This is a genomic window from Nocardia abscessus NBRC 100374 (assembly GCF_000308455.1).
Classification (GTDB): Bacteria; Actinomycetota; Actinomycetes; order Mycobacteriales; family Mycobacteriaceae; genus Nocardia; species Nocardia abscessus.
Genome location: NZ_BAFP01000092.1, coordinates 123,979 through 137,188 on the forward strand (window position 1 = coordinate 123,979; position 13,210 = coordinate 137,188).

The 13,210-nt window shown below is 69.7% G+C and carries 10 protein-coding genes; all 10 read right to left on the reverse strand.

Translation table 11 applies throughout. The features are described from left to right. Positions 1-188: 188 nt before the first annotated feature. The 10 genes from ON19_RS43845 to ON19_RS18390 all read right to left on the reverse strand — a co-directional run bounded on the left by ON19_RS43845 (position 189) and on the right by ON19_RS18390 (position 13,184). Positions 189-2,825, reverse strand: a complete 2,637-nt coding sequence (locus tag ON19_RS43845; protein ID WP_498043917.1) for a primosomal protein N' — start codon at positions 2,823-2,825, stop codon at positions 189-191. Positions 2,826-2,871: 46 nt separating this feature from the next. Next, positions 2,872-4,083 (reverse strand): methionine adenosyltransferase, encoded by a 1,212-nt coding sequence (metK, locus tag ON19_RS18350; RefSeq protein ID WP_043693830.1) that lies wholly within the window; start codon positions 4,081-4,083, stop codon positions 2,872-2,874. A 228-nt stretch (positions 4,084-4,311) separates the two neighbouring features. Further along, complete coding sequence (gene coaBC, locus ON19_RS18355; protein WP_043693833.1) at positions 4,312-5,535, reverse strand: bifunctional phosphopantothenoylcysteine decarboxylase/phosphopantothenate--cysteine ligase CoaBC; 1,224 nt, start codon at positions 5,533-5,535, stop codon at positions 4,312-4,314. A 43-nt stretch (positions 5,536-5,578) separates the two neighbouring features. Next, the gene (gene rpoZ, locus ON19_RS18360; protein WP_039798918.1) at positions 5,579-5,860 is read right to left on the reverse strand and encodes a DNA-directed RNA polymerase subunit omega; all 282 of its coding nucleotides are present in this window, start codon (positions 5,858-5,860) and stop codon (positions 5,579-5,581) included. A gap of 26 nt (positions 5,861-5,886) precedes the next feature. After that, a complete protein-coding gene (gene gmk, locus ON19_RS18365) occupies positions 5,887-6,471 on the reverse strand; it encodes a guanylate kinase (RefSeq protein ID WP_043693836.1) in 585 nt (194 codons plus the stop codon). A gap of 8 nt (positions 6,472-6,479) precedes the next feature. Further along, positions 6,480-6,800, reverse strand: a complete 321-nt coding sequence (gene mihF, locus ON19_RS18370; protein ID WP_028476708.1) for an integration host factor, actinobacterial type — start codon at positions 6,798-6,800, stop codon at positions 6,480-6,482. Between the two features lie 568 nt (positions 6,801-7,368). Next, positions 7,369-8,193 (reverse strand): orotidine-5'-phosphate decarboxylase, encoded by an 825-nt coding sequence (pyrF, locus tag ON19_RS18375; protein WP_043694015.1) that lies wholly within the window; start codon positions 8,191-8,193, stop codon positions 7,369-7,371. Between the two features lie 25 nt (positions 8,194-8,218). Further along, positions 8,219-11,527 (reverse strand): carbamoyl-phosphate synthase large subunit, encoded by a 3,309-nt coding sequence (carB, locus tag ON19_RS18380; RefSeq protein WP_043693840.1) that lies wholly within the window; start codon positions 11,525-11,527, stop codon positions 8,219-8,221. Beyond that, positions 11,527-12,666, reverse strand: coding sequence for a glutamine-hydrolyzing carbamoyl-phosphate synthase small subunit (gene carA / locus ON19_RS18385; RefSeq protein WP_043693844.1), 1,140 nt, complete (start codon positions 12,664-12,666; stop codon positions 11,527-11,529). The genes carB and carA overlap by 1 nt, the downstream gene beginning before the upstream one ends. Next, a complete protein-coding gene (locus ON19_RS18390; protein WP_043693847.1) occupies positions 12,663-13,184 on the reverse strand; it encodes a PH-like domain-containing protein in 522 nt (173 codons plus the stop codon). The genes carA and ON19_RS18390 overlap by 4 nt, the downstream gene beginning before the upstream one ends. Positions 13,185-13,210 lie beyond the last annotated feature (26 nt).

The following is a 13,210-nucleotide window of genomic DNA, read 5'->3' on the forward strand; positions in this document are numbered from 1 at the left end:
AGCGCCGGACCGCGGGTGGAGTGGTCGGCGATTTCATCGTCTCCCGGTGGCATCGACAGCCGCCGACAGTGGCACGCTATCCACCCGTGAGCGGCCACCGACCCGCTCGTCGGCGAACCGCGGCCGGAACGGTACTCGCCTTCTCGGCGAGAGTGCACCATCGAAGCTCGCGCGTCCCGCCGGGCCTGTCAGCCGATGTCGACCGGGTCGATCTGGACGCGAAGCGGGGCATCGGAGCGGTGTGTGCTGCGGACCGCTTGGGCCGCGCGCAGGGCACGGGCGAGCGCCGCTCCGGAGCGGCGCTCGACCCGCAGCAGCAGACGTTCGACTTCGGCGGGCGAATCCCCGGAGGAGAACGGCTTGCGGGCGCCGTCGGGCAGCGGCACCGGTCCGAGGCGGTCGACGGTATCGGGCAGGTCCGCCGCCGAGAGCAGTTCGGCGATGGTGTCGGCGGTGCCGTCGATCGCGGCGAGGCGGACCGCGGGCGGGAACCCGACCTCGGCGCGAGCCGCCACCTCGGCACGCGCCGCGCCCACCGGATCCCACCGGACCAGCGCCTGCACGGTGGGAATCGACGGCTCGGCCACCACGATGACCTGGCCGTGCGCACGGACCAGTGCCGCGGCCGCCATCCAGCGGCGCAGCGCGTCCTCGGCGGCCCGCAGGTCGGCACGACCGAGCAGCGCCCAGCCGTCGAGCAATAGCGCGACGCCGTAGCCGCCGGGAACCACAGGTTCGGCGCCGACCGTGGAGACGACCACTTGGGGGCCCGGCTCCACGGTGTCGAGCACCGCGCCGCCGCCGGAACCACGGATCGGTACGCCGGGGAAGGCGCGCCCCAGCTCCTCCGCCGTGCGCGCCGCACCGATCACCACGGCACGCAGCGCGCGCGACCCACAGGTGGTGCAGCGGAACGCGGCTTCGGTGATCCCGCACCAGCGACAAGCGGGACTCTGCGCTGCCGCGCCGGATTCGGTGGCCGATCCTCGCGATCCGTGGGCTTCCGGCAGCGCGAGAGGTCCGTTGCAGTGCCTGCATCGGGCCGGAGTGCGGCATTTCCCGCAAGCCAGCGCGGGAATGTAGCCGCGGCGCGGCACCTGCACCAGTACCGGCGCCCCCTCTTTCAGGGCGGCACGAGCGGCAGCGAAGGCGACGCCGGGAATCCGCACGGCGCGCGCGACCGGATCCCGTTCCAGGGCGATGTCGCTGTCGCCGGGGGCACTGATCCGGGGCGCGGCCTTGCGCAGTACGGCGCGGTCGGCCACCAGGTCGTGCGCCCAGCCGGAATCGACCACGGCCTGGATCTCGGCGGTGCGCGCGAAGCCGGCCGCGACGAACGCCGCGCCCGTCTCGTGGGCACGCAACATCGCGACCTCACGGGTGTGCGGATACGGTGCGCGGGGTTCGGCGTAGGTGTCGTCGCCGTCGTCCCAGAGCGCGATCAGGCCGAGATTCACCGCCGGGGCGAACACCGCGCTGCGCGTGCCGACCACCACCCGCGCCGATCCGCGCAGCACCGCGAGCCAGCGGCGGTATCTGGCGGCGGGCCCCAGACCGGCGGCGAGTCCGACGGCCGAGTCCCCTACCAGCCGTACACATTCCGCCAGTACCCGGTCGAGATCGCGTTGGTCGGGCACCATGAGGATCGCGCTGCGCCCTTGCCCGGCCACCACGGCAGCGAGTTCGGCCAACCGCCGGGGCCAGTCCTCGCCGGGCAGTGCCTGCCAGGCCGCGCGAGCCCCCTTCCCCTGTGCGAGCGCACCGACGAAGGCCGCGCCGTGCACATAGCGCTCCCAGGCAGCGATATCCACGTCCAGGGCTGAAAGTTCCTGCGGAACCGGCGAGTCGCCACCGGCCGCCCGGTCCGCGGCGGCGTCCGCCTCCTGCTCGTTGTCGATTCGTTCGCCGACCGGGCGTGCTTCCCCCGGCTCCGAGGGCAACCCGGCATCGGGCTCGTCGCGGCCCGATTCCGAAGTGTGCGGCTGCCCGTTCGCCCGGCTCGCAGCACTCGGTTCCCTCGCTCCGACGACTCCGTCATCCGGCGTGTACGGCTGCCTGCTCGCCGGGCTATCACTTGGTTCCCGCGCTCCGGCGGCTCCATCATCCGGCTTGTGCGATCGCCCACTCGCAGGGCTCCCAGCACTCGGGGTCCCCGCTCCGGCGGCTCCGTTATCCAGCGTGTGCGACTGCCTGCTCGCGGGGCTATCACTCGGTTCCCTCGCTCCGGCGGCTCCGCCATTCGTCGGCACCGGTCCACCGCCGCCTTCCGCCGACTCGGTTCCCATAGCAATGGAATCCGAGAGTGGCGAATTGAAAGACGTTGCATCGCCGACGCGTTCGATCGTGATGTCGTCCGCGCACCCCTCATACAGCACCGAGGAAACATCGGCCGGAACCACGGACTCGGCGGAAACAGCCTGGGCGGCAGTGGATTTCTTACCGCCGCCGGTTTCGGTGCGGGCATGGCGCGGGGGGATCGCCAGGCGCAGGACATCGGCGCGGGTGCCCGCGTAACGATCGGCCACCGCGCCGGCCAGCTCGAGGATCTCGGGCGTCAGCACTCGTTCGCCGGAGACGACCCGTTCGAGTTTGACCAGCTTGCCCCCGTGGTCGGTGTGCGCCGATCGCGCGAGCAGATAACCGTCGACCAGGCGGCCCGCGAAACGGACCCGTACCCGGACCCCGGGCTGGGCGATGTCGTCCAGCTCGGGGGGCACCACATAGTCGAAGTCGCGGTCGAGATGCGCAGGCGACAGCAACGGGAGCACCCGGGCGATCGGCAACCGCACAGCCGCGGGACCCGCGGACGGACCGTCCGCCTCGATGGCGGGGGTGTGCGCCGCGGGTTCGTTCACTCGGACCTGATCGAGATCAGAGTCCGACGGCCGCGCGCAACTTGTCCGCGCGGTCGGTGTGCTCCCAGGGCAGGTCGACGTCGGTCCGGCCGAAGTGGCCGTACGCGGCGGTCGGCGCGTAGATCGGGCGCAGCAGGTCCAGGTCGCGGATGATCGCGCCGGGACGCAGGTCGAAGACCTCGGCGATCGCGGTGGAGATACGCGCCGGGTCGACCTTCTCGGTGCCGAAGGTCTCGACGAACAAGCCGACCGGGGCGGCCTTGCCGATCGCGTAGGCCACCTGGACCTCTACCCGCTCGGCCAGATCGGCCGCGACCACGTTCTTCGCGACCCAGCGCATGGCGTAGGCGGCCGAACGGTCCACCTTCGACGGGTCCTTGCCGGAGAACGCGCCGCCACCGTGGCGGGCCATGCCGCCGTAGGTGTCGACGATGATCTTGCGGCCGGTGAGGCCCGCGTCGCCCATCGGGCCGCCGAGCACGAACTTGCCGGTGGGGTTGACCAGCAGGCGGATGTTCGAGGTGTCCAGCGTGGGCACCTCCAGGTCGGCGAGCACCGCGTCGAGAACCTTTTCGCGGATGTCGGGCGCGAGCAGGTTGTCCAGGTCGATGTCGGCGGCGTGCTGGGTGGAGATGACGACCGTGTCGAGCCGGACCGGGCGGTCGCCCTCGTACTCGATGGTGACCTGGGTCTTGCCGTCCGGGCGCAGGTAGGGCAGCACACCGGACTTGCGCACCTCGGTCAAGCGGCGCGACAGCCGGTGCGCGAGCGCGATCGGCAGCGGCATCAGTTCAGGGGTGTCCTTGGTGGCGTAGCCGAACATCAAGCCCTGATCACCCGCGCCCTGGCGCTCGATCTCGTCGTCGGAGCCGCCGACGCGCGCCTCGTGCGAGGTGTCCACACCCTGCGCGATATCCGGCGACTGCGCGCCGATCGCGATATTAACACCGCACGAATTTCCGTCGAATCCCTTTGCGGAAGAGTCATATCCGATTTCCAGGACCTTTTCCCGGACAATTCGCGGAATATCGGCATACGCCGACGTGGTGACCTCGCCGGCGACATGGACCTGGCCCGTCGTCACGAGGGTTTCCACCGCGACCCGGCTGCGCGGGTCTTCCGCGAGCAATGCGTCGAGAATGGAATCGCTGATGGCATCACAGATTTTATCCGGATGACCTTCGGTCACGGACTCACTGGTGAAAAGCCGGCTCCCGGACGTGCGCACAGTTCTTCCCTCTCCCTCAACGGGTTACTCGTATCGGGTTGCGACAGTAACGCGATGTCGCTACTGCGCAACCCTTATATCCCAGACTATTCCAAATCACCGACACGGCGGGGAGCTACCCCGAAGCCATTCCGAACAGCTGAACCGGCGGTGTCCCGGCGATGCCGAAATGATGACGGCGGCGCGAACGACCGATCGCCGTCGATCCCGGCAGGCACGCGGCCCGGCTCAGCGCAGCAACACGCTCAGCGCGTCGAGCACCCGGCTGGCCAGCAACGCCTTCGACCCGTGATCGAGCGCCTGCTCGGTGCCGTCCGCGCCGAGCAGCCAGCCGTCGTTGGTGTCCACCTCGAACGCCTTGCCCTCGCCGACGGCGTTGACCACGAGCAGGTCGCAGCCCTTGCGCGCGAGCTTGGCCCGCGCGTGGGTGAGGACGTCGCCGTGCTCGTCACCGGTCTCGGCGGCGAAGCCGACGATCGCGGTGCCGGGCAACTGTCCGTCGCGTCGCGCCTGCACGAGCCCGGCGAGGATGTCGTCGGTCTTGGTCAGCGGAATGACGTCCGGCTCCCCCACGCCCTTCTTGATCTTGGCAGCGGCGACGTTGGTCGGCCGGAAATCGGCGACGGCAGCGGCCATGATCACCGCGTCGGCGCCGACGGCGTGCTTGTCGACGGCGGTCTTCAGCTGTTCGGCGGTGGTGATGTGCACCAGGTCGACGGCGGCGGGCGCCGCCATCTCGATCGTGTTGCCCGCGATGAGCGTGACGTGGGCGCCGCGCTGGGCGGCGACCCGCGCGAGCGCGTAGCCCTGCTTGCCGGAGCTGCGGTTACCGAGGAAACGCACCGGATCCAGCGGTTCCCTGGTGCCGCCCGCGGTGATGACGACCCGGCGGCCCTCCAGATCACGCGGGATCGCGTCGGCGCGCTCCATGAGCAGCGACGCGAGGCCGAAGATCTCCTCGGGCTCGGGCAGCCGTCCGGGACCGGTGTCGGCGCCGGTGAGGCGGCCCGCCGCGGGTTCCATGACGATCGCACCGTGGGCACGCAGCGTCGCGACGTTGGCGACGGTCGCCGGATGCTCCCACATCTCGGTGTGCATCGCGGGCGCGAACAAGATCGGACATCGGGCCGTCAGCAGCGTGGCGGTGAGCAGGTCGTCGGCACGGCCGGACGCGGCGCGCGCCATCAGGTCGGCGGTCGCCGGGGCGATGACCACCAGGTCCGCCTCCTGGCCCAGCCGAACGTGCGGGACCTCCGGCACGTCGGAGAACACGCCGGTGTGCACCGGGTTCCCGGACAGTGCTTCGAAGGTCGCCTTGCCGACGAACTCCAGCGCCGAGTGGGTGGGGATCACCCGGACGTCATGTCCGGTCTCGGTGAACCGCCGGACCAGAGAGCATGCCTTGTAGGCGGCGATCCCTCCGGCTACGCCGACGACGATCCTTGTGGTCACTACGCCTCCGGCCTAGTAGTGGTCACGGCGAACTCGGTTCGCCTCACTCGCCTTCGGAGTGCTCGAGCAGGTCGGAGTGGATCTCGCGCAGCGCGACCGACAGCGGCTTCTCCTGCAGACCCGGCTCGACCAGCGGGCCGACGTACTCGAGGATGCCGTCGCCGAGCTGGTTGTAGTAGTCGTTGATCTGGCGGGCCCGCTTGGCCGCGTAGATGACCAGGGCGTACTTGGACGACGTGCGCTCGAGCAACTCGTCGATCGGCGGGTTGGTGAGGCCGACCGGCGTGTCGTAGGCGGGCGCGGTCTTGGTGTCCGTACTGCTCACTAGGGGGACTCCTGGTGTTTGGGAGGTCACGAACTCGAATTTGTGCTAACGAACAACGATACCAACTGCTCACAGGCGCTGGTCACCTCGTCGTTCACGATAACGATGTCGAACTCGTCACAGGCCGCCAGCTCGATCCTGGCGGTTTCCAGGCGGCGCTCGATCACCTCGGGCGACTCGGTGCCGCGCGAGGTCAGCCGCGCCACCAACTCCTCCCAGCTCGGCGGGGCCAGGAACACCAGGATCGCTTCCGGGATCGCCCGGCGCACCGACCGCGCGCCCTCGAGATCCACTTCGACCAGCACCGGAAGGCCCTCCGCCAGAGCGGCGCGGACCGGTCCGGCGGGCGTGCCCGAACGCTGCAGCCCGCCGTGGATGTCCGCCCATTCGAGCAGCTCACCCGCCTCGATCATCGCGTCGAACTCCGCTCGGGAGACGAAGCGATAGTCGAGGCCGTCGACCTCCCCGGGCCGCGGGGCCCGGGTCGTTGCCGACACGCTGAAGACCAGGTCGGGCAGTCGTTCGCGGACACAGCGGACCACGGTGGACTTGCCCACGGCCGAGGGGCCGACCAGTACTACCAGCCGACCCTTCCGCGTGTGTTCGATCACCCTCGTCGTCAGGCGTCGAAGTCGAACCGGGCCAGCAGCGCCTTACGCTGCCGGTCGCCGAGTCCGCGCAGCCGCCGGGTGGGGGCGATCTCCAGCTCGCTCATGATTTCCGCCGCCTTGACCTTGCCCACCTTCGGCAGGGCCTCCAGCAGCGCCGACACCTTCATCTTGCCGAGGATCTCGTCGGTCTCGGCGTCGGTGAGGACCTGCTTCAGGTTGGTGCCGCCACGCTTCAAGCGCTCCTTGAGCTCCGCCCGAGCGCGGCGAGCGGCAGCCGCCTTCTCCAAAGCAGCGGCGCGCTGCTCGTCAGTCAGCTGGGGAAGGGCCACGGTTCCTCCGTCTCATCGTTCATTGCATCAACTCCTGCCGGTAACCCGGCAGTCTCAGCGACCGTACCCACGACGTCCGCCGATTGCGAACCCACCCCCCAGGTCAGCGCATGATTCCGAATACCGAGTACACCGGGGCGGCGTCGGCGGCGGTCCGCCCGCGCCACCGCGCGGCTCACCCTGGCGAACTCGCGAAATGTGCCGTCAGCAGGGAGTTTTCGACAGACCGAGTGGTTTGCGGAAGGGTTGCGACACCGCGGCGCATCGCTCCAGCAACCCCTCGACCGCCCTACCAGGAACTTTCTCGAAAATTTCCGCGTGTCGCGCGTTCTTACCGCGTGTCGGGCGTCACATCCGGGTAATTCCGGCCGTCATGCGCGGCATTCGATGCCGGATCCTGGCCCTGTACGCCGGTCCAGGTGCGAAGTGCCTCCCCGTACACCAACCGCACCCGAAATCGATCCAGGAGCGCGCACAGGCCCCGCTAAAGGCCGCCTCTGTACGTGCACCTGCATGCACGGGCGGCGAAAACGACCGAAGGCCGGCGCGGGTGCGCCGGCCTTCGTGGTCATTTCCGCAGAAACGCGAACGCGTCCTGGAGAGCGTGCACGCTGGCACGCAGTGCCGGGACGGTCGGCCCGTCCCCGAGCACCTCCCGCGAGACATTCGGGACGACGGCCCCGAGCATCGGCTCGGGGACCAGGTTCCGGATCGTTTCCGGGCCGCCGCCCTGCGCACCGACCCCCGGCATGAGGATCGGTCCGTTCAGCGCGGCGAGGTCCGGGGCCTCGCTCAGGGTGGCTCCGACCACGACGCCCACCGAACCGAACGCTTCGCCCGCGTTGCGGGCCGCGGCCTCGTCGACCATCGTCTGCGCCACGACGCGACCGTCCGCGGCCACCGCCTGTTGCACCTGCGCTCCTTCGGGATTCGAAGTCGCCGCGAGCACGAAGACGCCCCGATGGTTGGCCTGCGCCAGCGTCAGCGCAGGCGCCAGCGAACCGAATCCGAGATACGGCGAGACGGTCACCGCGTCGGACCCGAGCGGGCCGTCGGCCAGCCAGGTCCGGGCGTAGGCATCCATGGTGGACCCGATGTCGCCGCGCTTGGCGTCGGCGAGCACCAAGGTCCCCGAGGCGCGCAACACCTCGATGGTGCGCTCCAGGACCGCGATGCCGCCGGAGCCGTAGGCCTCGAAGAACGCGACCTGCGGCTTGACCAGCGCGACCAGGCCGTCGAAAGCCTCCACGCAGATCTCGGCGAACCGCTCCAGCCCCTCGACGTCCTCGGTGAGGCCCCAGGAGCGCAGCAGTGCCGGGTGCGGGTCGATGCCGACACACACCGGCCCGAACTGCCCCATGGCGTGGCGCAACCGGTCGCCGAAGGTCTTCATCTCGCCCGCTCCGTCCTGCCGCGGCTCACCCACGCAGCACCGAGTGCAGTTCCTGCAGCGACCGCACACCGATCCCGCCGTTGATGCTGGCCTCGATGCCTTGCACCGCGGCCGCGGCGCCCTGCACGGTGGTGATGCACGGGATGTTCACCCCGACCGCCGCGCTGCGGATCTCGTAGCCGTCCACCCGCGGACCGGAGTTGCCGTATGGCGTGTTGAACACCATGTCGACTTCGCCGTCGCGGATCTGCTCCACGATCGTCGGCTCGTCGCCCGGGCCCACCTCGGAGTGCTTGCGCACCTGCTCGCACGGAATCCCGTTGCGGCGCAGCATTTCCGCCGTGCCCTCGGTGGCGAGGATACGGAAGCCGAGGTCGTGCAGGCGCTTCACCGGGAAGACCATCGCGCGCTTGTCCCGGTTGGCGATCGAGACGAACACGGTGCCCTCGGTGGGCAGCGAGCCGTAGGCGGCGGTCTGGCTCTTGGCGAAGGCGGTGCCGAAATCGGCGTCGATGCCCATCACTTCGCCGGTGGACTTCATCTCCGGCGACAGCAGCGAATCCACGCCGCTGCCGTCGGCGCGCCGGAAGCGGTGGAACGGCAGCACAGCCTCCTTGACCGCGACCGGAGCGTCCAGCGCGACGTGCCCGCCGTCGCCCTCGCTCGGCAGCATGCCCTCCTTGCGCAGCTCGGCGATCGTGGCGCCGAGCATGATCCGCGCGGCGGCCTTGGCCAGCGGCACCGCGGTCGCCTTCGACACGAACGGAACCGTCCGGCTCGCGCGCGGATTGGCCTCCAGCACGTAGAGCACGTCGTCCTTGAGCGCGTACTGCACGTTGAGCAGGCCGCGTACGCCGATACCCTTGGCCAGCGCGACGGTGGAGCGGCGCACCGCCTCGATGTCGCTGCGGCCCAGCGTGATCGGCGGCAGCGCGCAGGCGGAGTCGCCGGAGTGGATGCCCGCCTCCTCGATGTGCTCCATCACGCCGCCGAGGTAGACCTCCTCGCCGTCGCACAGCGCGTCGACGTCGATCTCGATCGCATCCTCCAGGAAACGGTCGACCAGCACCGGATGCTCCGGGCTCAGCTCGGTCGCGCGGGAGATGTAGCCCTCCAGCGACTGCTCGTCGTACACGATCTCCATGCCGCGGCCACCGAGCACGTAGGACGGGCGCACCAGCACCGGGTAGCCGATGTCGGCGGCGATCCTGCGCGCCTGCGCGAACGTGGTCGCGGTGCCGTACTTCGGCGCGGGCAGTCCGGCCGCGACCAGCACGTCGCCGAACTCGCCGCGGTCCTCGGCCAGGTCGATGGCGGCCGCGCTGGTGCCCACCACCGGCACGCCCGCATCGGTGAGGCGCTGCGCGAGACCGAGCGGGGTCTGCCCGCCCAGCTGCACGATGACGCCCTCGACGGTGCCGGACTCGCATTCGGCGTGATAGACCTCGAGCACGTCCTCGAAGGTCAGCGGCTCGAAGTAGAGACGATCGGCGGTGTCGTAGTCGGTGGAGACGGTCTCGGGGTTGCAGTTGACCATCACCGTCTCGTATCCGGCCCGCGACAGCGTCTGCGCCGCGTGCACACACGAGTAGTCGAACTCGATGCCCTGGCCGATCCGGTTCGGCCCGGACCCGAGAATGATCACCTTCGCGCGCTCGCGCTGCGGCGCCACCTCGGATTCGGCGGCGGGATCGAGCTCGTAGGCCGAGTAGTGGTACGGCGTCTTGGCCTCGAACTCGGCGGCGCAGGTGTCGACGGTCTTGAAGACCGGCCGGACGCCGAGCCGGTGCCGTAGCGCACGCACCCCGGTCTCCCCCGCCAGTTCCGGCCGCAGCGCGGCCAGCTGACGATCGGACAGACCGTAGTGTTTGGCCAGCCGCAGCAGCGACTCGTCCAGCACGGGCGCGTCGAGAATCTCCTGGCGCAGCTCGACCAGGCCGGCCACTTCCGCGACGAACCACGGGTCGATGCCAGAGGCGGCGGCCACGTCCTCGATACTCGCGCCCAGGCGCAGCGCCCGCTCCACCTGGTAGATGCGCCCTTCGGTGGGAGTGCGCAGGTCATCCAGGATCGCTTCGGCGTCGGTCCACGCGCCGTCTTCCTGGGTCCAGAAACCCGCGGCCTTGGTCTCCAGCGAACGCAGCACCTTGCCCAGCGCCTCGGCGAAGTTGCGGCCGAGCGACATCGCCTCGCCCACCGACTTCATGGTGGTGGTCAGGGTGCCGTCGGCGCCGGGGAACTTCTCGAACGCGAACCGCGGCGCCTTGACCACCACGTAGTCCAGGGTCGGCTCGAAGCAGGCCGGGGTTTCCTTGGTGATGTCGTTGACGATCTCGTCGAGCGTGTAGCCGATGGCCAGTTTGGCGGCGATCTTCGCGATCGGGAAGCCGGTCGCCTTGGAGGCCAGCGCGGACGAGCGCGAGACGCGCGGGTTCATCTCGATGACGATCAGGCGGCCGTCCAGCGGGTTCACCGCGAACTGGATGTTGCAGCCGCCGGTGTCGACGCCGACCTCGCGCAGGATGGCGATGCCGAGGTCGCGCAGCTTCTGGTATTCCCGGTCGGTGAGCGTCATCGCCGGGGCGACGGTCATCGAGTCACCGGTGTGCACGCCCATCGGGTCGACGTTCTCGATCGAGCAGACCACCACGACGTTGTCGCGGCCGTCGCGCATCAGCTCGAGCTCGTATTCCTTCCAGCCGAGGATGGACTCCTCGATGAGGACGTTCGCGGTGGGCGATGCGGCCAGGCCGCCACCGGCGATGCGGTCGAGGTCCTGGTCGTTGTAGGCCATACCGGAACCGAGCCCGCCCATGGTGAACGACGGGCGCACCACCACGGGGAAGCCGAGTTCGGCGACCGTCTCGCGCACCTCGTCCATGGTGAAGCAGACCCGCGAGCGCGCGCTCTCGCCGCCCACCTTGGCGACGATGTCCTTGAACTTCTGCCGGTCCTCACCACGCTGGATGGCGTCGAAGTCGGCGCCGATCAGCTCTACGCCGTACTTCGCCAGCACACCGCGCTCGTGCAGCGCGACTGCGGTGTTCAGCGCGGTCTGGCCACCGAGGGTGGCCAGGATGGCGTCGGGACGCTCCTTCTCGATGACCTTTTCCACGAACTCCGGCGTGATCGGCTCCACATAGGTGGAGTCGGCGAACTCCGGGTCGGTCATGATCGTCGCCGGGTTCGAGTTGACCAGCGACACACGCAGGCCCTCGGCCCGCAGCACCCGGCACGCCTGCGTGCCGGAGTAGTCGAATTCGCACGCCTGGCCGATGACGATCGGGCCAGAACCGATCACCAGGATGTGCTCGAGATCCTCGCGGCGAGGCATCAGGCTCCTTCCATGAGACCGGCGAAACGGTCGAACAGATATGCGGCGTCGTGGGGTCCGGCGGCGGCCTCCGGGTGGTACTGCACCGAGAAGGCGCGGCCGTCGACCAGCCGGACGCCTTCGACCGTGCCGTCGTTCGCGCAGACGTGACTCACCTCGGCCGTGCCGAAGGGAGTCTCGAACCGCTCGCCCCGCTCGCCTTCCAGCGCGAACCCGTGGTTCTGCGCCGTGATCGAGATCCGGCCGGTCTCGTGCTCCACCACCGGGATGTTGATGCCGCGGTGGCCGAATTTCATCTTGTAGGTGTCCCGGCCGAGCGCGCGGCCGAGGATCTGGTTGCCGAAGCAGATGCCGAACAGCGGCAGGCCTTTGCCGAGCACGCCACGGGTCAGCTCGACCGCCGTATCGGCGGTGGCCGGGTCGCCGGGGCCGTTGGACAGGAAGACCCCGTCCGGCTTCAGTTCGAGGATCTGTTCCAGCGGCGTGGCCGACGACACGACGTGCACCCGCATGCCGCGCTGGGCGAACATGCGCGGGGTGTTGGTCTTGATGCCGAGGTCGACCGCGACGACGGTGCACCGGTGTTCGCCGTCCGGCTCGATCGTGTAGAGCGCGTCGGTGCTGACCTCGCCCGCGAGGTCGGCGCCGAGCATGGACGGCTGACCGTTCACCCTGGCCACCAGCTCGTCGGGGTCGGCGAGCGCGTCACCGGAGAAGATGCCCGCCTTCATCGAACCCCGGGTGCGCAGGTGGCGCACCAGCGCGCGGGTGTCGATGCCCGCGATGCCGACGATCCGCTGGCGCTCCAGTTCGTCGGGCAGCGTGGTGGTGGCGCGCCAGTTCGACGCGCGCCGCGCGGGATCGCGCACCACGTACCCGGCGACCCAGATCTTCGCGGACTCGTCGTCCTCGTCGTTCCAGCCGGTGTTGCCGATCTGCGGGGCGGCGGCCACCACGATCTGGCGGTGGTAGGACGGATCGGTGAGGGTCTCCTGATACCCGGTCATCGCGGTGCAGAACACCGCCTCACCGAGCGTCTGGCCCACGGCGCCGTAGGCCCGGCCGCGAAACACCCGGCCGTCCTCCAGCACGAGCGCTGCGTCCGCCCCCGCCCTGCTCCCGCCCGTGTCTCCTGTCATCCCTCGTCATCTCCCGTCATCGTCCCGCTCTGATCCGCCGCAGGAAGCCGGCGCCAAGCCGGGTAGACCGACTTGTCGTCGCCGCGGAAACCCGTATCGATCTCGGTTCCGGTAGGCAGCTTCCAGCGAATCACCAGCACACCATCTTCTGTCATCACTTTGCCCGCATGGCCACGTTCGGTGCGCACCGCGGTGATGGATTCCTGCGGAATCCAGATCACCGTCGCGCCGTCGCGTTCGAGCAGAATTCCCCGTTCGAACCGCGTCAGTTCCGCGGTGGCCCGGAAACCCAGGTCGCCCACCGTGATCCGGTCCTGCCAGCTCGGCGCGATGGTGCTGCCCAGGTACAGGCCGGTGGTCGGCTCCAGCACCTGCGCGCCGAGTTCGGCGGGCACGGCGGGCAGCGCGCCGATGCGCTCCGCCTGACGAGCCGCGCGGTTGCGCCAGCCCCGGTACATCAGCCAGAGGCATACCGCGAACAGGACCAGCAGCCCGACAACCCAGAGTGTTCTTTCCACTTACGGACCTCCTTGAACGGCTGCGC